Genomic DNA, 26,010 nt, shown 5'->3' with positions numbered 1-26,010 from the left:
TCATATGCACGCAGGCATCTGAACATGCAGGCTCTAAGCAGTAACGCGAGGATCTGTCAGGCAGATGTGAGGTGATGTCGCGAGCATCCTGCGCACGCACCATGCAACAGTTATCGGGGCAGTTTGCGTTAACCCAACCCTGATCTCTGCTTTAGAGAGACATTTGTGTGCCACAGCCTGCGGTAGGCATGGTCATCCTTCAAGCTTTTTGCTGTGTTTGTGGCCGCGCTCGGCGATTTCTTATGACCGGCAGCATGCAATGTGGCGTTGCACGACCCGGTGTGGTGGCAGGAGAAGAGAGCAAGTAGTGTTGCGACTGATTATTATTCACGAAGCTGGTTTATCATGGTGCTTCTGGCATCGAGAACATTCGTTGGAGAATCATGCTCGACCGCTTGATGCTGTGCGGGGTACTCACGTGGCCGCTCATGACCACCTGCTCCCGCCCATTTCCCCGCGGCTGTTCACGTATGACGGCCGACCCCTCATTTAGTGCCTGGTTCATGGAGAACTGCATGGAGAACCGTAGAGACCTTGCCGCGTTGGCGCTTTCCTCTCAAGAGCTGTCACGTAAGGTGGGCTTGAGAAACGGCTTGCGCAGCAGCCTGCTGGCGTCAGTGGCCGTGCTACTGTTGGGCGCTTCGTTATCGGCTGAGGCACGCAGTGTCGAGACTGCCTTCGGCGAGCTGGAGATCGAGGGCACGCCCAAGCGCGTCGTCACTCTCTATGAAGGTGCGCTGGATGTGGCGGTAGCGAGTCAGATCACCCCATTGGGCGCCGTCACGACGCGCGGAGGTGACGGTGTCGCTGCCTATATAGCACCGCAGGTACCGAAGATTGCCATTATTGGTACGCCGCGCGAGTTCAACATTGAAGCGGTCGTGGCGCTCAAGCCGGACATGATTCTGGCGCCTCCCGGATTGGATCTGACCCAGTATCAGCTGTTCTCACGATTGGCACCGACCATCGTGCCCGCCGCTGCCGAGCTGACGTCAGATGCCTGGAAGGCACAGAGTCGCACCTATGCTGAGGCGTTGGGTGATGACGCGGCGGCTGTGCTCGAGAAGCGCCTTGCGGCGATCGAGTCTCATGCAGCACATCTCAAATCACGGATGTCGGCGCCACAGACGGCCAGTCTGGTGCGTCGCATGCCAGGAGGATTGCTGGTGATGTCTGATCAGTTGTTTGCCACCGGCTTGCTCACTGCCAGTGGTTATCAGCTGGCAGGCAGTGACCTGGTCAAGGCCGGCCGGCCGCACTCTGATCCGTTGAGTGACGAGAATCTCTCGCGCATCGATGCTCAGACTATCTTCCTTGCGACGTTGGACCATACCTCCAATGAGGCTGTCGAGGCACTGGCGTCGCAGCCGGTCTTCCAGCGCTTGAAGCTTGCCAGCCGCCAAGGGCTGGTGGGCGTGGATGGTCAGCTGTGGACGAGCGCTAGCGGTCCGCTGGCCGCCGAAGCGCTGTTGAAGGATCTCGATAGCGTGCGTGATGACTTGCATGATCAAGATCGCGAATGATGAGTCGTCATCATATCGCCGCCATGCACTACGTTCTGGCGCATGACGCGTGCAGGAGGATGCATGCAGGCTGACGAGATGATCCCTCGATCGCACGTCTCAGCGATGTCTTCTAGCTCAGCAATGCCCTCTAGCTCAGCAGTACCGATGGCCGACTCGGCTCCGGCGACTCGCAAGGTCACTGGACGCCTTGCGTTGTGGAAGGTGATGCCGCTGGCCTGTGCGATCGCATTGTTGACCTGCCTGGCAAGCCTGTTGTGGGGAGCGGGACAGGTGGGGCCTATGCAGGCACTGAAGGCCTTGATGGGGCAGGGCAGTGAAGAAGCACGCTTTGTCGTCTCTGAACTACGCGCGCCGCGGACGCTGATCGGCATTGTCGTGGGCATGATGCTGGCCTGTGGTGGCGCGCTGATGCAGGTCGTGGCGCGCAATCCGCTGGCTGAGCCGGGATTGCTGGGTGTCAGTGCCGGCGCTTCCTTTGCGGTCGCCGTGGCGTTGTTGCTGGGCATTGAGGCCGCAGGCATGCACGTGATCGTGGCCCAGAGTGGCGCGTTGTTGGGCTGTCTGTTCGTCATGAGTACGGTACGTGTGCGTGGGGCCCGACAGGATCCGGTTCGCCTGGTGCTGGCGGGAGCAGCGCTCTCCAGCTTGCTGGTCGCATTGACGTCATTGGTGTTGCTGATTGACCAGCGTGCCGCCGACGAGATTCGTTTCTGGGTGGTGGGCAGCCTGGCGGGCCGTTCACTGAGTGCGCTCTACCACTGCCTGCCCAGCCTGCTGCTGGCAGTTGTGCTGACGCTGTGGCTGGCGCGTCCGTTGGCCGCCCTGGTGTTGGGCGAGCAGGTGGCGAGCGGTCTTGGTCATCGGCCAGAGCGAGTGCGGCAGATCACGATATTGGTGGTCGCACTGCTCGTCGGGGCCGCGACGGCACTGGCGGGCCCGGTGGCTTTTGTCGGCCTGGCCGTGCCCTATGTGGCGCGCGCACTGTGTGGAGCAGACATCCGCCGCACTTTATGGCTGTGCCTGCCGCTGGGCGTGACCATGCTGCTGACGGCCGATGTGATCTCACGGTTGGTAGTGCCGCCGTCGGAACTGCCGCTGGGCGTCCTGACCACGCTGCTCGGCGCCCCGGTGCTGATTGCCGTGGTGCGTGCGCGGCGCCTGCCCACGCTGTGAAGTGACGGCCCGCGATGGCGATGTCACCTGAGCCGCTGAGTCCTTGTGTGACTGATCCTGTGCGTTGTTGATGTTTGGAACCGCTGATATCTGGAACCGTTGATGCCTGAAACAAAACTGTATAGATCCCCGACGTTCTGTTCGGCGGTATCTACGCCTACCTCTCCCTTGTCTATCGCGAGTGCTCCCGCTGGTACCTTATGGTGGCGTTGGGGCGCTGTGTCGCTGCTGGTGTATCGCGCGCCGCTTCTTGCGGCCTGTGGACTATTGGCTGCGCTGCTGATGTCCAGCCTTGCGTCACTCACACTTGGCAGTGCGGGACTTGATCTGCTGGATGCGCTCAAAGCCATCTTTGGCATCGGGGAATTCATGCACGTCTTTGTCGTTCAGGAGCTGCGGCTGCCCCGATTGCTGGCCGGCATGGGGACAGGGGCTGCCTTCGCGCTTGCGGGATGTCTGATGCAGACATTGGCCGGCAATCGGTTGGCGACGCCAGGCATCATCGGGATCGACAATGGTGCCACGGCATTTGCGGTCGCATCGGTGGTGGGGTTAGGCGCATCGATTGCTCCCCCCGCGATGGCACTCAGCGGCGCCGTCGTCGCCATGGCGCTCGCTTTCGGGTTGTCGGGCGGCATCGGTACGCGAGGCTATCGTTTTCTTGTCGCAGGCATTGGCGTCGGTGCACTGTTCGGCGCAGGCACCCAGCTGATGCTGGCGCGTGTCTCTATCGATGTAGCCAACAATGCCTATCCGTGGACGGTGGGTAGCCTCAACGCCCGCGATGCGAATTCAGTCATTTGGCTAGGGATTGCCATGCTGATTGGGCTTCCACTGGCACTATGGTTGGGGCGGGGGCTGAATACACTCCGCTTCACGGACCGAGTAGCAACGGGATTGGGGCTACCTGTCGCTCGCATGCGTCTGATGATTCTGTGGCTATCCGTCGTGCTGACGGCTGCGGCAGTAGCTGTCGCGGGGCCGGTAGGTATGGTGGCGCTGGTGGGCCCTGAAATTGCGCGCTATCTGTCTCGCCACAAAGGAGTGCCACTGCTGGCATCGGCATTGGCGGGGGCGCTCGTCATGGTGCTGGCGGATTTGGCTGGGCGCACGCTTCTATCCCCACTGGAAGTACCGGTAGGTATCGTGATGGCAGTGGTCGGTAGCCCCTACTTGCTATGGATATTGCTGCGTAGCCCTCGCTGATCCATACCAAAGCCCCCCAATTTTTGTCGACAGGAGTGACCTGTCGACAGGCCGCTGTGGCTAAGAACGGTACAGTGATCAATGACGTTTCAGGAGAGCGCGCCATGAGCGTCGATGCCAAGCAGTACTCCCCCGCGCAGCAGGACTGCGCATCTCACCTGTCACTAGCACCGACTCTGAAGACCGATGCGCTAACGTTGGGATATGGCGTACGCAAGCAGCGGGTCAAGGTGATTGATGGGCTGACGCTGGGACTGCCGGACGGCAAGGTCACGGCCATCGTCGGGCCGAACGGCTGTGGCAAGTCGACCCTGCTGGCGGGACTGGCTCGTTTGCAGCTGCCGGAATCTGGCTCCGTGCTGCTGGAAGGCAAGGATATCCAGCACCTCAAGCGGCGTGATGTGGCACAGCGTATCGCTCTGTTGCCCCAGGAGACGCATTCTCCGGAAGGCGTTACCGTGCATGAGCTGGTGCGCTTCGGGCGTCAGCCTCATCAAGGGGCACTGAGTCAGTGGTCGCAACAGGATCAGAGCGTCGTGACCGCCGCCATGGTGGCCGCAGATATCGAGAGCCTCTCGGAGCGCGAGTTGTCTTCAATGTCAGGCGGGCAACGCCAACGTGCCTGGATTGCCATGGCACTGGCGCAGCAGACGCCGCTGCTATTGCTGGATGAGCCGACGTCTGCGCTGGATCTTGGGCATCAGATCGAGGTGTTTGAACTGATTCAGCGGCTGGCTCACGTTGAGGACAAGACGATTGTCATGGTCGTGCATGACCTGGCCAGTGCCTGTCGTTATGCCGACCACCTAGTTGCCATGCACGCGGGCCGCGTGATTGCCGAAGGACCACCGGCCGAGGTGGTGACGCCAGCATTGGTGCGTCAGCTGTATGGCGTCGAGTGTCGCCTGATACCAGACCCCGATACCGGTACGCCGCTGCTGATCGGCGTACGCCGTACCCACGAGCGTCTGAGTGGCAGCGCGACGTGATGCGTAACGTCATCCATCATTGAGCTGACAGGAAATTTTCATCTGAAAACAGAAAGGCCTCCCCGAAGGGAGGCCTTTCTGTAACGGATATGGTGGAGGCGACGGGAGTCGAACCCGTGTCCGCCGGCACTCCGCCTTCGGCTCTACATGCGTAGTCTCATTATTTGGTTTAACACGACTATCGCCAATGGACAGGCTACAGCAATGCGATTCTCTGAGTTTTAACCCTGATTTTAGAGACGTCGATCAGGACGATCCTGTTTATACGGGCTCGTTCTCAATCCACCTTGAACAGGCGCAACGGTATCATGAGCAGCTTATGCAGCTAGAGCGTAGTTTTCGTCGTTTGCGACTATATAATTTGCAACGTTTTATTTACGAGATACGTTACGATCTCGGCATGCACCTCAGGGTTTGCCACCAGCGTCGAATGCCAGAACGCCCCCATAACTGTCTTGCAACAACACGTTCACTATAACAGGTGGAGACTGTGCTACGCCAGTTCAAGCTTTCAGGAAAATTTTCTGACCTGACAGGAGCTTGCCGGCGACGACAGTCTCATGCCGCCATTATCGATCACGCAAGATACGGGCTTTCTGACGGTTCCAGTCGCGGTCTTTCTCGGTGGCACGCTTGTCGTGCATTTTCTTGCCTTCCACCAAGGCGATTTCACACTTCACTATCGCATTCTTCCAGTACAGCTTGACCGGTACGCAGGTGTGCCCCTTGTCCTGAGTACGCGAGAAGATGCGCGCAATCTGTTTCTTGTGCAGCAGCAGCTTGCGGGTACGTTGTGGATCGGCCACTGCGTGAGTGTTGACGGTCTCCAGCGGATGGATATGGCAACCCAATAGCCAGGCTTCAGCATTCTTGATCACGATGTAGGTGTCTGTCAGCTGACCCTTGCCGGCCCGTAGCGCCTTTACTTCCCAGCCCGCCAGTACCAGACCCGCCTCGAAGACTTCCTCGATATGGTACTCGTGGCGTGCCTTCTTGTTCTGGGCGATCATGTTGCCGCCCTGTTCGGGTTTCTTTTTCTTGCCCATGTTGCCTCGTTAGTCGTTTGCTCCTGCCGCTGCCCGACGGGGTTGCGGTGCATCCTTTTGGATGGGGGGAGGCGTGTTACCATTCAAGGCCAGACGGCACATCATGCGCCGGCCCATTGTTCATGATACGCATGCTGCGTATCCAAGTCAGCGGAGAGCTAGATGCCTACGGTCAACCGGTCTGCCCTGGTAAGGCATTCGGCCCAGGCGATGTTCGATCTGGTCAATGATTTCGAGCGTTACCCCGAATTCCTGTCCGGCTGCAGCAATGCAGTATTGCTGGAACGCGATGAGAATCACCTCAAGGGCAAGCTGACCCTGTCCAAGGCGGGCATGGAACAAAGCTTCGTGACCCGCAATGATCTTTTCGCTCCGGAGCGGATAGAGCTGAGCCTGGTGGACGGCCCCTTCAAGCGCCTTGAGGGGCGCTGGCTATTCACGCCGCTGGGTGAGGGTGCCTGCAAGGTCTCACTGGCGCTCGATTTCGAGTTCAGTAATCGTCTGCTGGGCATGGCCTTCGGCAAATTGTTCAGTCAGGTTGCAGGGCAGATGGTTGATGCATTTACGCGCCGGGCTGATCAGATATACCGATAAGCGCGTCCTGAAACCGCTTTATAGATATGGGTGCGGTAAGCGCGAGACAAGGAACAGACATGAGCGACAGAATCACGGTCGAGGTGGCCTATGCGCTACCCGAGAAGCAGAAGATTGTATCGTTGGCAGTAGCGCCCGGTACTACGGCGCGTGACGCTGTGCGCATGGCGCATCTGGAGCAACATTTCCCGACGCTCAGTGCCGAAGTCTTTCTCGAGGCAGACCTGGGCATCTTCGGCAAGTCATTGCGCAAGCCGGAGGAGCATGTGCTGGCGGTAGGCGATCGAGTCGAGGTGTATCGTCCGCTGATCACTGATCCGAAGCTGGCGCGTAAGCGTCGAGCTGATAAGGCCGCGAGCGCCACGTCGTCGTAGGCGAGGATGATATAACGCGTAACAGGGCACCCATGGGTGCCCTGTTACGCGTAAGTACTGCAAGTGCGAGTACTGACTAATCAGTGATCAGCGTTCATCAGGCAGGTCAGCTGCGCCTGCCTTGCTCTCGGCACGATTAGGCTGTGCAGCGCGTGGGTCAATGTCCAGATCCGGCACAATGACGGTCTCTTGGCCAATCTCGCCACTCGGGGTGATGGTAGACAGTGCATCGCCATCGAACGTCAGCGTCACACGCTTGTTGATGATGTCGCCGTCAGCTTTCTTGAGCCGATAGACGTAGTCCCAGCTACTCTCATTGAAGGGAGCGGTAAGCAACGGCGAGCCCATCACATAGATGACCTGCTCACGGCTCATGCCCGGCTTCAATTGTTCAACCATTTCCGGCTTTATCAGGTTGCCCTGAGGAAGATCGCGTTTGTAGACACTGAAGTAGCTGCACCCGGTGAGCAGCGACAGGGCGCTGCAAAAGGCGACTGTTTTGATCAAGTTTTGCATTTGCCCTGAAGATTCCCTATCGTTTTGCCTTGGCCGATCATACCTGATACATCAAGCGACTGCGAAGAGTACCCCAGCATGGCCGATCAGAACCATGAACTGCGCAAGGCGGGGCTCAAGGTAACCTTACCGCGAGTCAAGATCCTGCAGATCCTCGAGAAATCGATGGATCGACATTTGAGTGCCGAGGACGTGTATAAAGCGTTGCTGGAGGCTGGCGAAGATGTCGGCCTGGCGACGGTATATCGTGTGCTCACCCAGTTCGAAACTGCTGGACTGGTGATGCGCCACAACTTCGATGGCGGCCATGCTGTCTTCGAGTTGTCCCAGGAAGAACACCATGACCACATGGTATGTCTGGACAGCGGTGAGATCATAGAGTTCTGTGACCCTGAAATTGAGCGCCGTCAGCGTGAGATTGTCGAGGAGCACGGTTACGAATTGGTCGAGCATGCGTTGGTTCTCTATGTGCGCCCCAAGGGCACAAAGAGCGACAGCTAACGCGTATCGTGTCAGGGATGACGAGCGGTAGGTGTTTGACACGCCAGGCAGACACACAAACGGCCGCCCCAAAAGGGTGGCCGTTTGTGTGTCTGAAGGATAAGTGTCTGTGCGACGAATGGACTGCGCCGCTTGGCTCAATAGGTACCGATTGGCCGGGTTAATGGCGACTGTCGGTGGCACCTAGCATTTCGCGGGCATGAGCCAGGGTCTGCTCGGATAGGTGAATGCCCCCTAGCATGCGTGCCAGCTCACGCACTCGACCGCTCTCGTCCAGCAACTCCATGTGAGTACGAGTGTTGTTGTTCTCGGCCTGCTTCTCGATATGCAGATGCTGATGTGCCTGTGCAGCGACCTGCGGCAGGTGAGTAACGGTTAACACTTGCCCTTTGTCACCCAGGCGGCGTAGTAACTGGCCAACAATCTCCGCCGTGGCACCAGAGATACCGACATCCACCTCATCGAACACCAAGCTGGGAATCGTTGAGCGACTCGCCGCGACGACCTGAATCGCCAGGGAGACGCGTGACAGCTCGCCGCCAGAGGCCACTTTGGCCAGTGCGCGGGGTGGTTGCCCCGGATTGGCGCTAATGCGGAAGTGGATGCGCTCCATACCTTCTGGCTGCGGGCGCTCACGCGCCTCAATGGCGACTTCGAAGGTCGCCTTGGCCATGCCAAGAAAGGCCAGCTGATCTTGAATGTCACTGGCAAGGCTGGGAGCGGCGGCGGTACGTCGGGATCCTACCTCGGTGGCTAATGTCTTCCAGCTATCGCGGCGACTGGCGACTTCTTCGCGTAGTACTTCGATGGCGTCTTCGTCTCCACCGAGCCCTTCCAGTTCTTCGCTCAGACGTTGATGCAGGCCATGCAGTTCGTCCGGCATGACATGATGCTTGCGGGCGATCTGGTGAATGCGCCCCAGGCGTTCATCGACAAAGGCGAGACGCTCGGGGTCGAGCTCAGTGACTTCGATGAAGCGATGCAATTCGCGTGCGGCTTCCTCAATCTGGATACGTGCTTCATCCAGCATGCCAAGGGCGCTGGCCAGTGCGCCTCGTTCGTTGCCCGGCAAGTGCGTCAGGCGAGTCACGGCCTGATTGATCCGCACCAGCGCGCCCTCGTCATCGTGATCACAGCAATCGACAGCGGCTTGTGCTTCTTCGAGAGTCTGCTCGGCATTGGCCAGAGTTTCCTGCTCCTGCTCCAGCGCCTCAAGCTCCCCCTCGCTCAGTGCGAGTTCGTCGAGTTCTTCTACCTGATATCTCAGCAGTTGCCGGCGCGCACGTATTTCGTCGCCGTCATTGCTCATGCGTTTGAGCCGCCGATGTGCGTCTTGCCATTGCCGGAATTCTTCGCGTAGCTGAGCTGTCTGAGGCTCGAGGCCGGCATACTCATCCAGCTGGCGCAGATGCGTCTCTTCCTTGAGTAGCGAGTGGTGGGCGTGCTGTGAGTGGATGTCGATCAGACACTCTCCCAGCTCGCGTAAGTCACTGATGGTGCAGGGCGTGCCGTTGATCCAGGCTTTGGAGCGGCCACTGGCCGTGATGACACGGCGCAGCAAGCAGTCGTCGCTGCCAAGCTCGCGCTCATCCAGCCATTGGCGAGCTTCGGCCAGTCCACTGATGTCAAAGCGTGCAATGATGTCGGCCCGCTCGGCGCCGTGGCGTACGCTACCGGCGTCGGCGCGCTCGCCCAGGCACAGGCCGAGCGCGCCGAGCAGGATGGACTTGCCGGCACCGGTCTCACCGGTGATGGCGGTCATGCCACGTCGGAAATCGAGTTCCAATGTCTCGACAATGGCAAAGTCGTGAATGGCGAGCTGGAGCAGCATGACTACCTCCGGGGGAAGCTGGGGCGCACCGTGCAAGGCAGGACCCGTGATTTAAATCGCGAGTAAGCGATGCCGTCGCTATACAGTATGTTTATACAGTGCATATGGCTTTTTATACAGCAGACCTCGGTGTCCTTCAATCCACGCACGGCACCTGAAAGAGAAAAGCGGCCGTCAAGACTTGAGAAGCAAGGTGCTGTCCCCATATAGAAGCCCAGACAGCTTTTGGTTGGCAGCAATGGCTTTGCCTTGCTGCTCTTTCAGGCAACTCATGGCCTGCCTGTATGTCATTCGCCGCAGCATGTTTACGCGGCAGTATCAGCAGGCCGCGAACGAGGGCAATGGCGCACAGACGTCGGCCCGCAGGAGATCAGCATGGCTCAGGACCCGCAGACCCCGATGGATGAAGAGCTTCAGCGCGCCGATCGTGAAGCCGAGCCGCAGCCGGAAACACCGGCAGGTGAAGTGATCGACAATGTGCTGGATGCCGATGATGTCGCCTCCGAAAGTGAAGGTGCATTGGTCGACAACCCGGAAGCCGAAATGTTGGCCGCTCAGGTTGAAGAGCTGGAGCAGGCTGTACAGGAAGCGAAAGACCAGGCATTGCGTGCCGCAGCTGACGCCCAGAATTCGCGTCGCCGTGCGGAGCAGGAAGCCGAGAAGGCGCGCAAGTTCGCGCTGGAGAAGTTCATCAAGGAAATGCTGCCGGTGATCGACTCGCTTGAAAAGGCGCTCGAATCCATGAGCAGCGATGAGGCAGCCCAGACGCATATCGAGGGCATTGAGATGACCTTGAAAATGCAGCTGGATGCTCTGGTCAAGTCCGGCGTCGAGCAGCTTGACCCGCATGGCGAGCCCTTCGATCCGGAATACCATCAGGCGGTTGCAATGGTGCCATCCCCGGATGCCGAGCCGAATAGCGTCATCGATGTGATGCAGAAGGGCTACACCCTGAACGGTCGTCTTGTTCGTCCGGCCATGGTGGCGGTCAGCAAGGCGCCTTAGAGCGCGGTGTGGGGAGGTGGGTCTATTGGTTGAGGAAGGACCATATGCCCGCCCTACGGGGGCTGAGGGGTGATTATGCAGATAAAAAATGCAATCACGGCCCTTGAAACCCCAGCACGTGACCCCACCTATTGAAGCAAGTTCAGGTACCGATACAAGGTACCGACATCCAGATTTATCTTTCAGGCTAGCAACAGATTCGAGGTATATGATTATGGGACGCATCATCGGTATTGACTTGGGTACTACCAACTCTTGTGTGGCAGTGCTCGACGGCGACAAGACCAAGGTCATCGAGAACGCTGAAGGCGGCCGTACAACGCCGTCCATCGTTGCCTACACCGACGACAACGAGATCCTCGTGGGTCAGTCGGCCAAGCGCCAGGCAGTGACCAATCCGGAGAACACTCTCTATGCGGTCAAGCGTCTGATCGGTCGCAAGTTCAAGGATGATGTGGTTCAGAAAGACATCAAGATGGTGCCGTACAAGATTGTCGAAGCTGACAATGGCGATGCTTGGGTCCAGGTAAAAGACAAGCGCATGGCACCGCCGCAGATCAGTGCGGAAATCCTCAAGAAGATGAAAAAGACCGCCGAAGACTACCTGGGCGAAGAAGTGACCGAAGCCGTCATCACCGTGCCGGCATACTTCAACGACTCCCAGCGTCAGGCGACCAAGGACGCCGGTCGTATCGCGGGCCTTGAAGTCAAGCGCATCATCAACGAGCCGACGGCAGCCGCACTCGCCTATGGCATGGACAAGTCTCGTGGTGACAAGACCATCGCTGTCTATGACTTGGGTGGCGGTACCTTCGATATCTCCATCATCGAAGTTGCTGATGTTGACGGCGAAACCCAATTTGAAGTGTTGGCCACCAATGGCGATACCTTCCTGGGTGGCGAAGATTTCGACATGTATCTGATCAACTTCCTCGTGGATCAGTTCAAAGCTGATAGTGGCATCGATCTGTCTGGCGACAACCTTGCCATGCAGCGCCTGAAGGAAGCTTCCGAGAAGGCCAAGATTGAGCTGTCCAGCGCCCAGCAGACTGACGTCAACCTGCCGTACATCACTGCAGACAACACCGGCCCGAAGCACCTGAACGTCAAGGTGACTCGTTCCAAGCTTGAGTCTCTGGTTGATGAGCTGGTCGCACGCTCGCTGAAGCCGTGCAAGACCGCTTTGGCTGATGCTGGCCTGACAGCTGCTGAAATCGACGACGTGATTCTGGTCGGTGGTCAGACGCGCATGCCGCTGGTCCAGTCCAAGGTGGCTGAGTTCTTCGGTAAAGAAGCTCGCAAGGACGTCAACCCGGATGAAGCGGTCGCTGTTGGCGCCGGCATCCAGGGCGGTGTGCTGGGTGGCGACGTCAAGGACGTGCTGCTGCTCGACGTGACTCCGCTGACGCTGGGCATCGAGACCATGGGTGGCGTGCTGACCCCGCTGATCGAGAAGAACACCACCATCCCGACCAAGAAGTCTCAGGTGTTCTCCACCGCTGACGACAATCAGGGCGCGGTGACCATCCATGTCCTGCAGGGTGAGCGCAAGCAAGCCGCACAGAACAAGTCTCTGGGTCGCTTCGATCTGGCTGACATTCCGCCGGCACCGCGTGGCGTTCCGCAGATCGAAGTTGCCTTTGATCTGGATGCCAACGGTATCTTGAACGTGTCCGCCAAGGACAAGGCCACCGGTAAAGAGCAGTCCATCGTCATCAAATCTTCTAGCGGCTTGTCCGACGAAGAGATCGAACAGATGGTGCGCGACGCTGAGGCCAACGCGGACGAAGACAAGAAGTTCGAGGAAATGGTCCAGCTGCGCAATCAGGCCGACGGCATGATCCATGCGACCAAGAAGACACTGACCGAAGCCGGTGACAAGGCAGAAGCCAGCGAGAAGGAAGCTATCGAGACGGCCATCTCTGAGCTTGAAGAAGCGCTGAAGGGCGATGACAAGGATGCTATCCAGTCCAAGCTGGACGCGCTGACCGAAGCTTCCGGCAACCTGGCGCAGAAGCTTTACGCCGAGCAGAGTGCTCAGGGCGAGCAGGCAGCCGAAGGCGAGTCTGCTCAGAAGCAGGACGATGACGTGGTTGACGCCGAGTACGAGGAAGTCAACGACGACAAGAAGTCCTGAGTGATTTCTTGATAGACGTCTGACGACAGCGCGGGAGCCTTGCGAAGGTGTCCCGCGTTGTTGTTTGTATCGGTTGCGCATGGCGCCAGCCGCGAGTCACCGGTGCAAACCGGAATTCCAGAACAGATCGGCAGCCTGAGGCTGCCAGCAATCCAGGCGGACCTGATCCATGTCCAAGCGTGATTATTACGAAGTGCTTGGTGTCGAGCGTGGCGCCGACACCAAGGACATCAAAAAGGCGTACCGGCGCCTGGCTCAGAAGCATCATCCTGACCGTAACCCGGACGACGAAACCTCCTCGGACAAGTTCCGCGAGGTGTCAGAAGCCTATGAAGTTCTGTCCGATGCTGACAAGCGCGCTGCGTATGACCAGTTCGGTCATGCCGGTGTCGATGGTCAAGCGGGCGGTGGTGGTGGCGGCTTTGGCGGCGGTGCCGGTGGTTTCGGTGATGTGTTCGGCGATGTCTTTGGTGACATCTTCGGTGGCGGCGGTGGTCGTCGTAATCCGAATGCACCGCAGCGTGGTAGCGATCTGCGCTACAACCTCGATATCGATCTGGAGTCGGCTGTTGCTGGCACGACGGTCGATATCCGCGTGCCGCGTCTTGCAGCGTGTGGCCACTGTGACGGCGATGGTGCCGAGCCGGGTTCCAGCAAGGAAACCTGCCCGACCTGTCACGGCATGGGTAAGGTACGCATGCAGCAGGGCTTCTTTGCAGTTGAGCAGGCGTGTCCGACCTGTCACGGTCGTGGCGAGAAGATCAGCGTGCCATGCCGCAAGTGTCACGGTGAAGGCCGCGTGCAGGAATCCAAGACGCTATCCGTCAAGATTCCGCCGGGTGTCGATACCGGTGACCGCATTCGTCTGAATGGCGAAGGCGAAGGCGGTATCAATGGTGGCCCCGCGGGCGATCTCTACGTGCAGGTCAATCTGCGCGAACATGAGATCTTCAAGCGCGATGGCCGTCACTTGCAGTGCGAAGTGCCGATCAGCTTCGTCGATGCTGCGCTGGGTGGTGAGCTCAAGGTGCCGACCCTCGATGGGCGCGTTGTGCTCAAGATCCCGGCTGAGACCCAGACAGGCAAGTTGTTCCGCTTGCGTGGCAAGGGCGTCAAGCCAGTGCGTGGCGGTCCGGCAGGTGATCTGCTGTGCAAGGTGGTCATTGAGACTCCTGTTAGCCTCAACGAGGAACAGAAGGAGCTGCTACGTCAGTTCCAGCAGAGCCTCGGTGATACCGGCAAGAGCCACTCGCCGAAAGAGAATAGCTTCTTCGATGGCGTGAAGAAGTTCTTCGAAGACATGAAGCCGTAGGCCGCTGCCTTCAGGCTGCATGTAAAAGCCCCGCCTCTCGATTGCTCGGGAGGCGGGGCTTTTTTGTGTCTGCTCGATAGGATGTTGGTGAGCGATAAAAGCTGAGTGCTTACTTCTCGTCAGGGTGCGTAAAGGCCTCGGGTTCGATCACCGCGAAACAACTCAGCAGTGTGGTCTGGAAGGAGCTGAAGTTGTCGTCCGAGATCATCAGGAAGCGATTGCCATTGATGCGTGTCAATCCCTCGAAGTTATCCAGTGACCAGCCTTCACCAGTCGACAGGCGGGCGAGAGTGCGCACCTCGACCTGAGTGCCGGGGTCACCAAGATGCGCGCGGCGTAGACTGATAATGAGTGGGAAGGGCGGCGAGAAAGCCCGCTCCAGCATTAGCATGTCGCCATCCGGCAGCATTTCCATGGCCGTCAGGCTGGAGTTGCTATCGCTTGCTAGTGGATAGGTCCACTCGTATTTTCCATCAACGGTGAAGAGTCGCGTAGTGCCTTCACTCATATTTTCAGGCGTGGACTCCAGACCCGCTATCAGCCCGTACTGTGGATGAAGTGCCAAAGCCTCCATTCCATGATTCGGGGCTGCTCCGCGTGCACCATTAGGCGAGATAGGTTCGTGGACTGCCAGGCCGCTGGGCAAGAACTGCTCGACGCGAGGCTGTTGCTCAAAGCTGATGGCCAGTCGTGTATCACCGCGGCGATCATTATCGCTATGTAGCAGCTGCATGCCTTCAGCGTCGCTCAGCGTACCTTGCAGAGAGATATCAGTTTCATCGCGCAGTGTGTAAGTCTTGAGCGCCTTGGCACCGATCAACTCACCATGACGGAAGGCGAGCCGCAGGCGGTGAAGCCAGCCACGGTCCGAGACGGCGTACAGCAAGGACTCATCCTGGTCCCACCCGATATCAGAGAGCCCGCCCACTGGAGTGCCGTCCAGCCACTTGCCGGGCAGCTTGAGGGTGCCGCACCACTGAATTTCGGGAATGTCGGCCATTTTTTCTGGTGCGGCCAGTGTATAAGGGCGCGGATGTACGCCGCAGGCACCAAGTAGGCTGGCGAGCGCAACGAGAATGCTGACGGCGATAATCTGGCGGCAGGAGACACGTGCAGTGCGATGAAGTGCAGGCATGCTGACTCCGAAGGCTGAGCGATGATAAAGAGAATGTCACAACACGATAATGAACCCCAGCATGGTGATACTCCAGCGCGTAATCGTCACCTATACATGACGTCAGCCAAGGAAGCAGGCGGCTGATATACTCGGTGCCAGAACATGCGACGCATCCAGCAGGTGCGTCCGTCATCATTGGCAATAATGTGCAGGAGTCAGCATGACCCGTATCGCAATCATGGGCGTCGCCGGACGCATGGGACGCACGCTGGTCGAGGCCGTTGGGGCTGTCGACGAGCTGACGTTGGCCGCGGGTGTGGTCGAAGCGGGCAGCTCGCTGACCGGTGTCGATATCGGTGAACTGGCTGGTCAAGGGCGCCTGGGTGTACTCGCCAGTGAGGGTCTCGCGACTGTCATCGACGAGTTCGATGTCGTGATCGATTTCACTGCACCGCAGGTGACGCTTGAGAATCTCGCACTGTGCGCTGAGCATGGTAAGCGCATGGTGATCGGCACGACAGGTTTCTCTCCTGAGCAACTGGTTCAGCTCGATAGCTATCGCGAGAGCGTGCCGTTCGTGTTTGCGGCCAATATGAGCTCTGGCGTGAACCTGACACTCAAGCTGCTGGAAACCGCCGCGCGTGCGCTGGGTGATGCCGGTTATGACATTGAGATCATCGAAGCGCATCACCGGCACAAGGTCGATGCGCCATCCGGCACGGCGTTGGCGATGGGGGAAGTTGTGGCGCATGCTATTGGGCGCGATCTCGAAACTCACGGTGTCTTTGCGCGTGAAGGCCAGTGTGGACCGCGTACTGACAAGGAGATCGGCTTTGCCACTGTGCGTGCTGGCGATATCGTGGGTGAGCATACCGTGATGTTCGCGACGGAAGGCGAGCGTATCGAAATTACTCACAAGGCGTCTAGTCGTATGACCTTTGCCAAGGGGGCCGTACGAGCGGCAGGCTGGCTAGCAGGTCGCGAGGTCGGCCGCTATGACATGCAGGACGTGCTGGGCCTGAAGTGAGATGTGTGGCCGTGCTTGTGAAGTGAGTTGCCGGGAGTCACAGGCGCCTCCGATAACGACGGCTATCCCTTCATGGCATTAACAAGCGCGGCTGACGACTTTTTGAAAGCTGTCGACTCCGTCAAGATGTGATCAGAAGGCATGCTTCTCATGGCCAGAGTCATCATCAAATGGCGTTATCAATGAGTCGTGTGGGCAGGTGAATGGAAATTCGTGATCCCGATAACCTGACTACAGTGACGAAACGTCCGTATAGTGGGCGCTGTCGCTTGTTTTCACTCCGTGCTCGGGGTGGCTAGAACCGCCAAATTCCGGTAATCTCTACCCAATTTGGCCACATACGGGCCAGAGGCATTCCGAAGAATGATAATAAGCGGGATGAAACCTGATTTTTCGGTTTCGTCCCGCTTTTTTGCAACCTGAATTTGCCGCATCTGTCAGGTGTGTGACACATGACAGATGAGTGGCTGCGAGACACAGGCTCGGCGTAAGCCAGGCACGATAAACAAGCAGCATGTCCGGTGTTCGACCGCGGATTCCGGGCAGGAAAGTGGACACTATGGGGAGGACGTTGCGTTGATCAAACCCGCGATACTAGCCTTGGAAGACGGCAGTGTATTTCACGGCAGCGCCATCGGTGCTGATGGGCAGACCAGTGGCGAAGTGGTATTCAATACCGCCATGACGGGATATCAGGAAATCCTGACAGATCCCTCCTATACCCGACAGATCGTCACCCTGACCTACCCCCATATCGGTAATACCGGCATCAATGATGAGGACAATGAGTCCGATCACGTTGCTGTTGCTGGCCTGGTTATCCGCGACCTCCCGCTGATGGCTAGCAACTTCCGCTCTACTCGCTCTCTCGATCAATATCTGCGTGATGAGAACGTGATCGGGATCGCTGATGTCGATACGCGTCGCCTGACGCGCATTCTGCGTGCAAAGGGTTCGCTGAATGGCGCCATTCTGGCGGGGGAGGCTGCTCAGGGCGAAGGTGCGGTTGAGCGCGCGCTGGAAGCGGCACGCGCCTTCCCGGGTCTGAAAGGTATGGATCTGGCCAAGGAAGTGTCATGCAGCGAGTCGTTTGAATGGCACGAAGGCGAGTGGACGCTGGGAGCCGGCTATGCTGATACCCGCGAGTCCGAGCGCCCCTTCCACGTAGTCGCTTATGACTACGGCGTGAAGCACAACATCCTGCGCATGCTGGCCTCACGTGGCTGTCGCCTGACGGTCGTGCCGGCCCAGACACCGGCCGCCGATGTGCTGGCACTCAACCCGGATGGTGTCTTCCTATCCAATGGCCCGGGTGATCCGGAGCCTTGCGACTACGCCATCGAAGCTATCAGCGCGCTGCTTGAGACTGACACTCCGGTGTTCGGCATCTGTCTCGGCCATCAGCTGCTGGCACTGGCTTCTGGCGCGACGACCGTCAAGATGGGGCACGGCCACCACGGTGCCAACCATCCGGTGCAGGATCTCGACAGCGGCATCGTGATGATCACCAGCCAGAACCACGGCTTTGCGGTCGATGAAGCCAGTCTTCCAGCTAGTCTGCGTGCGACGCACAAGTCGCTGTTTGACGGTAGTCTGCAAGGTATCGAGCGTACGGATCGCCCGGCCTTCAGCTTCCAGGGTCACCCGGAAGCCAGCCCCGGCCCGCAAGACGTCGCCCCTTTGTTCGATCGCTTCATCGACATGATGCGTGCGCGACGCTGAGCCGATCACAGGCCCACATGGCCTGATTTACCGTTGAGTTCAGTCACCAGATCATTGCGGGAAGAGACATGCCGAAACGTACAGACTTGAAAAGCATTCTGATCATCGGCGCCGGCCCTATCGTCATCGGCCAGGCGTGCGAATTCGACTATTCCGGCGCTCAGGCCTGCAAGGCCCTGCGCGAAGAGGGTTACCGGGTCATTCTGGTCAACTCCAATCCGGCGACCATCATGACTGACCCAGCGATGGCCGATGCGACCTACATCGAGCCGATTACCTGGGAAACCGTGGCGCGCATCATCGAGAAAGAGCGTCCAGATGCCATTCTGCCGACCATGGGCGGCCAGACTGCACTGAACTGTGCGCTGGCGCTGGAAAGCGAGGGTGTGCTCGAGAAGTTTGGCGTCGAGATGATCGGTGCCAATGCCGACACCATCGACAAGGCCGAAGATCGTGATCGCTTCGACAAGGCGATGAAGAAAATCGGTCTGGCGTGCCCGAAAGCCAAGGTCGCTCACTCCATGGAAGAAGCCTGGGAAATTCAGGCTGAGCTAGGCTTCCCGTCCATCATTCGTCCCAGCTTCACCATGGGCGGTTCCGGTGGCGGCATTGCTTACAACCGTGAGGAGTTCGAGGAGATCTGTCATCGCGGCTTCGAGTTGTCGCCGACGCGCGAGTTGTTGATCGACGAATCGTTGCTGGGCTGGAAGGAATACGAGATGGAGGTCGTTCGTGACAAGAACGACAACTGCATCATCGTGTGTGCCATCGAGAACTTCGATCCGATGGGCGTGCACACCGGCGACTCCATCACCGTGGCACCCGCGCAGACGCTGACGGACAAGGAATACCAGTTGATGCGTGATGCATCGCTGGCTGTCCTGCGTGAGATCGGTGTCGAGACCGGTGGTTCCAACGTCCAGTTCGGCATCTGCCCGGATACTGGCCGTATGGTCGTCATCGAGATGAACCCGCGAGTGTCGCGCTCTTCTGCACTGGCGTCGAAAGCGACGGGCTTCCCGATCGCCAAGATTGCGGCCAAGCTGGCGGTCGGCTATACCCTGGACGAGCTGCAGAACGACATCACCGGTGGCAAGACGCCGGCGTCCTTCGAGCCGTCCATCGATTATGTCGTCACCAAGATTCCGCGTTTCACCTTCGAGAAATTCCCGCAGGCCAACGATCGTTTGACTACTCAGATGAAGTCGGTCGGCGAAGTCATGGCCATCGGTCGTACCTTCCAGGAGTCTCTGCAGAAGGCGCTGCGTGGCATGGAGACCGGCGTCGATGGCCTCGATCCGATTGTCGAAGACTTCAGCGACGAGAGCATGGCGCGTATCAAGGGTGAGCTACAGGCCGCCGGTGCTGAGCGTATCTTCTATATCGCCGACGCCATGCGTGCCGGGTTGGATATCGAAGAGATATTCCGCCTGACCAATATCGATCGCTGGTTCCTCGTGCAGCTGGCCGACCTGGTCGCACTGGAAGGCGACATCGCCAGCCTGTCGCTGGGTGATATCGATGCTGATCGCATCTATCGCCTCAAGCGCAAGGGCTTCAGTGACGCGCGTATGGCACGCCTGATGGGGGTGTCCGAGAAGGCTCTGCGTCGTCATCGTCAGAATCTGGGTGTCCGTCCGGTCTACAAGCGTGTTGACACCTGTGCTGCCGAGTTCGCTTCTGATACTGCCTACATGTACTCCACCTACGAGGAGGAGTGTGAGGCAGAGGTCAGCGACAAGAAGAAGATCATGGTGCTGGGAGGCGGCCCGAACCGTATCGGTCAGGGCATCGAGTTCGACTACTGCTGTGTCCACGCCTCTCTCGCTATGCGCGAAGACGGCTACGAGACCATCATGGTCAACTGCAACCCGGAAACCGTCTCCACCGATTATGACACCTCTGATCGCCTCTACTTCGAGCCGGTGACGCTTGAGGATGTGCTGGAAATCGCCGACAAGGAAAAGCCGGTCGGTGTCATCGTTCAGTTCGGTGGCCAGACGCCGCTGAAGCTGGCGCGTGAGCTGGAAGCCGCGGGTGTGCCGATCATCGGTACCACGCCGGACGCCATTGACCGTGCGGAAGACCGTGAGCGGTTCCAGAAGATGATCGAGAAGCTCGGTCTGATCCAGCCGGAAAACGCCACTGCGCGCAGCTTCGAGGAAGCCTTCGTCAAGGCAGAGGTTATCGGCTATCCGCTGGTGGTGCGTCCTAGCTACGTGCTGGGCGGTCGTGCGATGGAAATTGTCTACTCGGCGTCTGAGCTCGAGAACTACATGACGCACGCGGTCAAGGTGTCCAATGATTCGCCGGTACTGTTGGACCACTTCCTGAATGCTGCCATCGAGGTCGATATCGATGCCGTCTCCGACGGCAAGCAGGTCGTGATCGGTGCCATCATGCAGCACATCGAACAGGCGGGTATTCACTCCGGTGACTCGGCATGCGCATTGCCGCCGTATTCGCTGCCGGCTGATGTGCAGGAAGAGATGCGCGAGCAGGTCAAGCGCATGGCGCTGGAGCTGAACGTCGTTGGCTTGATGAATGTCCAGCTGGCTTGGCAGGATGGCGTGATCTACGTCATCGAGGTCAACCCGCGTGCCTCGCGTACCGTACCGTTTGTTTCCAAGTGCATCGGCAAGTCACTGGCGCAGATCGCCGCGCGCTGCATGGCCGGTCAGACGCTGGAAGACATCGGCTTCACTCAGGAAATCGTGCCGACCTTCTATAGTGTCAAGGAAGCGGTGCTGCCGTTTGCCAAGTTCCCGGGCGTCGACCCGATCCTGTCGCCGGAAATGAAGTCGACCGGTGAAGTGATGGGTTCTGGTGATACCTTCGCCGAGGCCTTCTACAAGGCACAGTTGGGGGCTGGTGAAGCCATCCCGGCACTATCTGGCGATCGCAAGGCATTTCTGTCAGTACGCGAGTTCGATAAAGCGGGCGTTATCGAGGTAGCCCGCTCTCTGGTAACATTAGGCTTTACGCTTTGTGCTACCCGCGGCACGGCAGAGGTTATCGCCGCTGCCGGGCTCGAGGTTGAACCCGTCAATAAGGTGTTCGAGGGGCGGCCGCATATCGTCGATATGATCAAGAACGGCGAGATCGCTTACATCGTCAACACCACTGAGGGGCGTCAGGCCATCAATGACTCGTCCGTGATCCGCCGCACTGCGCTGGGGCATAAGGTGCCTTATGCCACAACGCTGGCAGGCGCCAATGCCGTGTGCATGGCGCTTGCATACGGTAATGATGTCAAGGTTCGTCGTCTCCAGGATATGCATGCAGGAGTCATGATATGAGCAGAAGTCCGATGACCGTTGAGGGCGAAGATCGCCTACGCAAGGAGCTTGAGCGCCTCAAGGGCACGGATCGCCCGCGGGTCATCGCTGACATCGCAGTCGCGCGTGAACATGGTGATCTCAAGGAGAATGCCGAGTACCACGCGGCACGCGAGCAGCAAGGTTTTATTGAAGGGCGTATTCAGGAGATCGAAGGCAAGTTGTCGATTTGCCAGGTCATCGATGTCACCAAGTTGCCGAAGACGGGCAAGGTGATCTTCGGTACTACCGTGGACCTGATGAACCTCGATGATGACAGTGAAGTGCGCTATCGCATCGTTGGCGAAGATGAAGCCAGCATCAAGGATGGCAAGATCTCCGTCACTTCACCGATTGCGCGTGCGTTGATCGGCAAGGAAGAAGGTGATGTGGTGGTCGTGCGTACACCGGGTGGCGATGTGGAGTATGAGATCTCCGAAGTGCATTACATCTAAAGTGCATCGCCTCTGATTCGTCAGATTTCGATGTCATTACAGCCCTGCCGGTAGCCCCGGCAGGGCTGTTTTTTTGGCCTGCGGGCACGAAATCCTTCGGGCAGACGACACTCAAGCGTCATCAGGTCACCCAGCGGGCGCTGGATGACATCACCTTTGAACTGAATCAGCGCGTCAGGTAGTGGTTGTCGGCAACAGAAAACAAGAACGCCGCCCTCGATGAGGGCGGCGTTCTTGTTTCTCACGGCATGTCCTGGCGTGTCTTGCCCGAACTGCGTGAGGCAGGCTTACTTCTCGCTGAAGCGCTGTACGTTGGACAGCTTCGGCTTGGCCTGCGGATTGCGACGATAGAGCAGAGCAATCTTGCCGATGCTCTGGATCAGCGTGGCGTTGGCTTCGCTGCACAGGTGGCGGGCCACCTCGGCGCGGGCTTCACGATCGTTGATCGCCAGCTTGAGTTTGATCAGCTCGTGATCGTGCAGCGCGCGTTCCAGTTCATTCATCACGCCCTCTGAGAGGCCGTTCTCTGAAACGGTAACGACCGGGTCGAGATGGTGGCCGATGCTGCGAAATGCTTTCTTTTGTGACTGTGACAAGCTCATGGTATCGTAAAGTTTCCCTGTTGGCGTCCGATGGGAGCGGGGAGCGTAGCGAAAGACAGGGTCGACTCCAGGGCTTGAAATCCGGGGGTGTGAACCCGTCTGTTGCGCAGGCAATGTCTGTGCCCGCGGGCGGAACCGCGCGCAGGACCCGCCATTCTACTCCATGACGGCGCTCATGACACGACCCGTGAGCTTACATGTGTCACGCCTTTCGTGTTGTCGCTTTCCCCGCTCTATCTCCCGCCAGTTTTCGATATTCTTCCGACTTACCAGGTGACAACGTGGCTCTCCCCAGCAAGAGCAGTGCTGGCTGGATGAAGGAACACTTTGATGATGCTTATGTCCAGCGTAGCTGGGCCGACGGCTATCGTTCCCGTGCCAGCTATAAATTGATTGAAATTGATGACAAGGACCGCCTGCTCAAGCCGGGTGCGACTGTTATCGACCTAGGTGCCGCCCCCGGTGGCTGGAGCCAGATTGCCGCAGAGCGTGTCGGCATGGAAGGTGTGGTCATTGCCTCCGATATCCTTGAGATGGATGCCCTTGCTGGCGTCGACTTCATTCAGGGCGACTTCACGGAAGACACTGTGTTGGAGTCCATTCTGGCGACGCTGGGTAAGCGTCCGGTGGATCTGGTGATCTCCGACATGGCGCCCAACATGAGCGGCATGAATGCCATTGATCAGCCAGCCGGCATGTATCTGGTCGAGCTGGCACTGGATCTGGCGCGCCAGACGCTAAAGCCGGGTGGCAATTTTCTGGTCAAGATATTTCAGGGCGAGGGTTTTGATGCCTACCTGAAAGACATGCGCACCAGCTTCAATAAGGTGGTGACTCGCAAGCCGGAGGCCTCGCGTGCACGTTCGCGAGAAGTCTATCTGCTTGGCCAGGGTTATAAGGGCTGATGTTGATATTGCTCGCTGTGTAGACTTCATCGCCGGTTAAGGCAGGTGATGGCATCCTTGGTCAGACTGGCATCATTGCGAATGGATCAAGCCAAATCGTTTTCTGATGCAGGTTGACTATCGATTGAATAGTCCGTGGTCGGCCTTTAAGCAATGGTTGCCAGCCCCCATCTGGTGTAGTGTCGATAGCATATGATCTTCAGCAGTATGGCCGATGACGGGTTGGTAGCATGTGAAGACATGGCCGATGCTGGCAGGCAAGCACGGCAACGCAGGCAAGCTTTGAGTGGCTCGGTAGGCAGAGCGGCGCGTTGCGTCGGTTGGTACCCCGTAGGCACGATCAGATAGCATGGCAGGCCACCACAAGACGGCATTCCGATTTTCGCGGCTTGCCAAGACAGATTCATGCAATGAGGGTGTCCCCTTGAACGACATGGCGAAGAACCTGATTCTCTGGTTGATCATCGCGGCAGTACTGCTGACGGTGTTCAACAACTTCAGCGTCGATAACTCGCCGCAGGCGATGAACTATTCACAGTTCGTCCAGCAGGTGCAGAACGACCGGATCAAGAGTGTGACCATTGATGGTTACACTATCGAGGGTGAGCGAGCCGACGGCTCAAGCTTCACCACGGTCCGGCCGGCGGCGTCCGATCCCAAGCTGATGGATGACCTGCTGTCCAACAAGGTTGAGGTCATTGGCAAGAAGCCGGAACAACAGTCGCTATGGACGCGTCTGTTGATCGCTAGCTTCCCGATCCTGATCATCCTGGCCATTTTCATGTTCTTCATGCGCCAGATGCAGGGTGGTGGTGCGGGCAAGGGCGGGCCGATGAGTTTCGGGAAGTCCAAGGCCAAGCTGCTGAGCCAAGATCAGATCAAGACTACCTTCGGGGATGTTGCGGGCTGTGATGAGGCGAAGGAGGATGTCGAGGAGTTGGTCGACTTCCTCAAGGATCCCAGCAAGTTCCAGCGTCTTGGGGGGCAGATTCCGCGCGGCGTACTACTCATAGGTCCGCCAGGCACGGGTAAGACTCTGCTTGCCAAGGCTATTGCCGGTGAAGCCAAGGTGCCGTTCTTTAGCATCTCGGGTTCCGATTTTGTCGAGATGTTTGTCGGTGTGGGTGCTTCCCGTGTCCGTGACATGTTCGAGCAGGCCAAGAAACAGGCGCCGTGCATCATCTTCATCGATGAGATCGACGCTGTCGGTCGTCAGCGCGGCTCTGGCATGGGTGGTGGAAACGATGAGCGCGAGCAGACGTTGAACCAGCTGCTGGTCGAGATGGATGGCTTTGAGGCTAACGATGGCATTATCGTGATTGCCGCGACCAACCGTCCTGACGTGCTGGATCCGGCACTGCTGCGCCCGGGGCGCTTCGATCGCCAGGTCATGGTGGGTTTGCCGGACATTCGCGGCCGTGAGCACATTCTTGGTGTTCACCTGCGCAAGGTCCCGATGGGGGATGACGTCGTGCCAGTTAATATTGCACGGGGTACGCCGGGCTTCTCGGGTGCTGATCTGGCCAACCTGGTCAATGAAGCGGCCTTGTTCGCCGCACGTCGTAACAAGCGCCTGGTGAGCATGGAAGAGCTGGAGTTGGCCAAAGACAAGATCATGATGGGCTCCGAGCGCAAATCGATGGTCATGTCCGAGAAAGAGAAGCGCAACACCGCATACCACGAGTCTGGCCATGCCATCATCGGCTTGGTAATGCCCGAGCATGATCCGGTCTACAAGGTATCGATCATCCCGCGCGGTCGTGCACTGGGTGTGACGATGTTCCTGCCGGAAGAGGATCGCTACAGCTTCTCGCGCCAGCAGATCATTAGTCAGATCTGTTCATTGTTCGGCGGTCGTATCGCGGAAGAGATGACGCTGGGGCCGAATGGTGTCACTACCGGGGCTTCCAACGATATCAAACGTGCTACCGAGCTTGCCCACAACATGGTCGCCAAATGGGGTCTCTCCAGCGAGATGGGCCCGATCATGTACGACGAGGACGAGTCTCATCAGTTCCTCGGTGGTCCGGGTCAGGGTGGTGGTAAGCTGAAGTCAGGTGACACCACGTCGCGCCTCGACAAGGAAGTGCGTCGTATCATCGACGAGTGCTATGCCAAGGCGCAGCAGATCCTTGAAGAAAATCGCGACAAGCTTGATGCCATGACAGAAGCGCTGATGACCTACGAAACCATTGATGCAAGCCAATTGGCTGACATCATGAAAGGACTTACGCCGAAGCCGCCCAAGGATTGGGAAGACCCGACCAATGGCAGTGGTGGTGGTTTGACTACGCCAGTGGCTCTCGAGAAGCCGGTTGCTGAAGCGCCACAGGATGACAGCGAGGATGAGGATGATGACACACGTCGCCGTCCGTCTGATCCGCTAGGTGGTCCGAGCGGGCACTAAGCTGAACAGTGCCGCGGATCACGGCAGTCCATGACTGACTCGTGCTGCTGAAACACGACAATGCCCGATCGGGATACCCGATCGGGCATTGTCGTATCTGGCGTGTCGGGATGATGTATGGCTGCTGAGCTGAGGCTTTGCTCAGGACGGATTGGCAGTATGAGAGAAGAGATCTGACGAATGGCTCACATCCATCATCGACTATTCTCAGGTAAATGAGCTGCTAACGATGAAATGACTGAGCGGAT

At 58.3% G+C, this 26,010-nt stretch carries 22 protein-coding genes and 1 other RNA gene; 16 read left to right on the top strand and 7 right to left on the bottom strand.

Annotated elements, in window-relative coordinates:
• Window positions 1-515 precede the first annotated feature (515 nt).
• From CFN46_RS10760 to CFN46_RS10745, 4 genes are all read left to right on the top strand, one after another.
• A complete protein-coding gene (locus CFN46_RS10760; protein ID WP_088743544.1) occupies window positions 516-1,523 on the top strand; it encodes an ABC transporter substrate-binding protein in 1,008 nt (335 codons plus the stop codon).
• Between the two features lie 207 nt (window positions 1,524-1,730).
• On the top strand, window positions 1,731-2,699 hold the full coding sequence (locus CFN46_RS10755; protein ID WP_217897819.1) for an iron ABC transporter permease: 969 nt from the start codon (window positions 1,731-1,733) through the stop codon (window positions 2,697-2,699).
• A gap of 102 nt (window positions 2,700-2,801) precedes the next feature.
• A complete protein-coding gene (locus CFN46_RS10750; RefSeq protein ID WP_084487986.1) occupies window positions 2,802-3,905 on the top strand; it encodes an iron chelate uptake ABC transporter family permease subunit in 1,104 nt (367 codons plus the stop codon).
• Window positions 3,906-4,009: 104 nt separating this feature from the next.
• Window positions 4,010-4,894: an ABC transporter ATP-binding protein gene (locus CFN46_RS10745; RefSeq protein ID WP_084487985.1), complete on the top strand. Its 885-nt coding sequence runs from the start codon at window positions 4,010-4,012 to the stop codon at window positions 4,892-4,894.
• Window positions 4,895-4,984: 90 nt separating this feature from the next.
• Here the strand turns inward: CFN46_RS10745 and ssrA are convergent.
• Both ssrA and smpB read right to left on the bottom strand, forming a co-directional pair.
• Window positions 4,985-5,340: a transfer-messenger RNA gene (gene ssrA, locus CFN46_RS10740) on the bottom strand.
• Window positions 5,341-5,463: 123 nt separating this feature from the next.
• A complete protein-coding gene (gene smpB, locus CFN46_RS10735; protein ID WP_024951457.1) occupies window positions 5,464-5,940 on the bottom strand; it encodes an SsrA-binding protein SmpB in 477 nt (158 codons plus the stop codon).
• 162 nt (window positions 5,941-6,102) lie between these two features.
• Here smpB and CFN46_RS10730 point away from each other — a divergent pair, with 162 nt between their 5' ends.
• Together CFN46_RS10730 and CFN46_RS10725 are read left to right on the top strand one after the other, a co-directional pair.
• Window positions 6,103-6,534, top strand: a complete 432-nt coding sequence (locus tag CFN46_RS10730; RefSeq protein WP_024951456.1) for a type II toxin-antitoxin system RatA family toxin — start codon at window positions 6,103-6,105, stop codon at window positions 6,532-6,534.
• 59 nt (window positions 6,535-6,593) lie between these two features.
• Complete coding sequence (locus CFN46_RS10725) at window positions 6,594-6,908, top strand: RnfH family protein (protein ID WP_024951455.1); 315 nt, start codon at window positions 6,594-6,596, stop codon at window positions 6,906-6,908.
• 87 nt (window positions 6,909-6,995) lie between these two features.
• Here CFN46_RS10725 and CFN46_RS10720 read toward each other — a convergent pair whose 3' ends face one another.
• Window positions 6,996-7,424 carry an outer membrane protein assembly factor BamE gene (locus CFN46_RS10720; protein WP_024952134.1) on the bottom strand — a complete coding sequence of 143 codons (429 nt, stop codon included), beginning with the start codon at window positions 7,422-7,424 and terminating at the stop codon, window positions 6,996-6,998.
• Between the two features lie 78 nt (window positions 7,425-7,502).
• Here CFN46_RS10720 and fur point away from each other — a divergent pair, with 78 nt between their 5' ends.
• Window positions 7,503-7,925 (top strand): ferric iron uptake transcriptional regulator, encoded by a 423-nt coding sequence (gene fur, locus CFN46_RS10715; RefSeq protein WP_035159798.1) that lies wholly within the window; start codon window positions 7,503-7,505, stop codon window positions 7,923-7,925.
• Between the two features lie 160 nt (window positions 7,926-8,085).
• Here the strand turns inward: fur and recN are convergent, their stop codons facing one another.
• Window positions 8,086-9,756, bottom strand: coding sequence for a DNA repair protein RecN (recN, locus tag CFN46_RS10710; protein ID WP_088743543.1), 1,671 nt, complete (start codon window positions 9,754-9,756; stop codon window positions 8,086-8,088).
• A gap of 375 nt (window positions 9,757-10,131) precedes the next feature.
• Between recN and grpE the strand changes: the two genes are divergently transcribed.
• The 3 genes from grpE to dnaJ all read left to right on the top strand — a co-directional run bounded on the left by grpE (window position 10,132) and on the right by dnaJ (window position 14,210).
• On the top strand, window positions 10,132-10,761 hold the full coding sequence (gene grpE, locus CFN46_RS10705) for a nucleotide exchange factor GrpE (RefSeq protein WP_024952136.1): 630 nt from the start codon (window positions 10,132-10,134) through the stop codon (window positions 10,759-10,761).
• A 214-nt stretch (window positions 10,762-10,975) separates the two neighbouring features.
• Window positions 10,976-12,898, top strand: coding sequence for a molecular chaperone DnaK (gene dnaK, locus CFN46_RS10700; RefSeq protein WP_088743542.1), 1,923 nt, complete (start codon window positions 10,976-10,978; stop codon window positions 12,896-12,898).
• Window positions 12,899-13,067: 169 nt separating this feature from the next.
• Entirely contained in the window at window positions 13,068-14,210 is a 1,143-nt protein-coding gene (dnaJ, locus tag CFN46_RS10695) for a molecular chaperone DnaJ (RefSeq protein WP_024952137.1), read from the top strand.
• 109 nt (window positions 14,211-14,319) lie between these two features.
• On the opposite strand, the gene CFN46_RS10690 is transcribed toward dnaJ, so the two are convergent.
• On the bottom strand, window positions 14,320-15,345 hold the full coding sequence (locus CFN46_RS10690; protein WP_024952138.1) for an esterase-like activity of phytase family protein: 1,026 nt from the start codon (window positions 15,343-15,345) through the stop codon (window positions 14,320-14,322).
• A 202-nt stretch (window positions 15,346-15,547) separates the two neighbouring features.
• Between CFN46_RS10690 and dapB the strand changes: the two genes are divergently transcribed.
• The 4 genes from dapB (at window position 15,548) to greA (ending at window position 21,848) form a co-directional block, all read left to right on the top strand.
• A complete protein-coding gene (gene dapB, locus CFN46_RS10685) occupies window positions 15,548-16,354 on the top strand; it encodes a 4-hydroxy-tetrahydrodipicolinate reductase (RefSeq protein ID WP_024952139.1) in 807 nt (268 codons plus the stop codon).
• Window positions 16,355-16,930: 576 nt separating this feature from the next.
• Window positions 16,931-18,076 (top strand): glutamine-hydrolyzing carbamoyl-phosphate synthase small subunit, encoded by a 1,146-nt coding sequence (carA, locus tag CFN46_RS10680; RefSeq protein ID WP_176426462.1) that lies wholly within the window; start codon window positions 16,931-16,933, stop codon window positions 18,074-18,076.
• A gap of 68 nt (window positions 18,077-18,144) precedes the next feature.
• Window positions 18,145-21,375, top strand: coding sequence for a carbamoyl-phosphate synthase large subunit (gene carB / locus CFN46_RS10675; RefSeq protein WP_024952141.1), 3,231 nt, complete (start codon window positions 18,145-18,147; stop codon window positions 21,373-21,375).
• Window positions 21,372-21,848 (top strand): transcription elongation factor GreA, encoded by a 477-nt coding sequence (gene greA, locus CFN46_RS10670; protein ID WP_024952142.1) that lies wholly within the window; start codon window positions 21,372-21,374, stop codon window positions 21,846-21,848. The genes carB and greA overlap by 4 nt, the downstream gene beginning before the upstream one ends.
• A 20-nt stretch (window positions 21,849-21,868) precedes the next feature.
• Here the strand turns inward: greA and CFN46_RS10665 are convergent, their stop codons facing one another.
• On the bottom strand, window positions 21,869-22,093 hold the full coding sequence (locus tag CFN46_RS10665) for a hypothetical protein (protein ID WP_024952143.1): 225 nt from the start codon (window positions 22,091-22,093) through the stop codon (window positions 21,869-21,871).
• A gap of 42 nt (window positions 22,094-22,135) precedes the next feature.
• Window positions 22,136-22,450 carry a ribosome assembly RNA-binding protein YhbY gene (gene yhbY / locus CFN46_RS10660; RefSeq protein WP_024952144.1) on the bottom strand — a complete coding sequence of 105 codons (315 nt, stop codon included), beginning with the start codon at window positions 22,448-22,450 and terminating at the stop codon, window positions 22,136-22,138.
• A 281-nt stretch (window positions 22,451-22,731) separates the two neighbouring features.
• Between yhbY and rlmE the strand changes: the two genes are divergently transcribed.
• A complete protein-coding gene (rlmE, locus tag CFN46_RS10655) occupies window positions 22,732-23,355 on the top strand; it encodes a 23S rRNA (uridine(2552)-2'-O)-methyltransferase RlmE (RefSeq protein WP_254918472.1) in 624 nt (207 codons plus the stop codon).
• Between the two features lie 424 nt (window positions 23,356-23,779).
• On the top strand, window positions 23,780-25,762 hold the full coding sequence (gene ftsH, locus CFN46_RS10650; protein WP_024952146.1) for an ATP-dependent zinc metalloprotease FtsH: 1,983 nt from the start codon (window positions 23,780-23,782) through the stop codon (window positions 25,760-25,762).
• Window positions 25,763-26,010: the final 248 nt, after the last annotated feature.

This window comes from Cobetia sp. QF-1 (assembly GCF_002213105.1).
Taxonomy (GTDB): domain Bacteria; phylum Pseudomonadota; class Gammaproteobacteria; order Pseudomonadales; family Halomonadaceae; genus Cobetia; species Cobetia crustatorum.
This window is presented reverse-complemented; position numbering and strand designations above follow the sequence as displayed.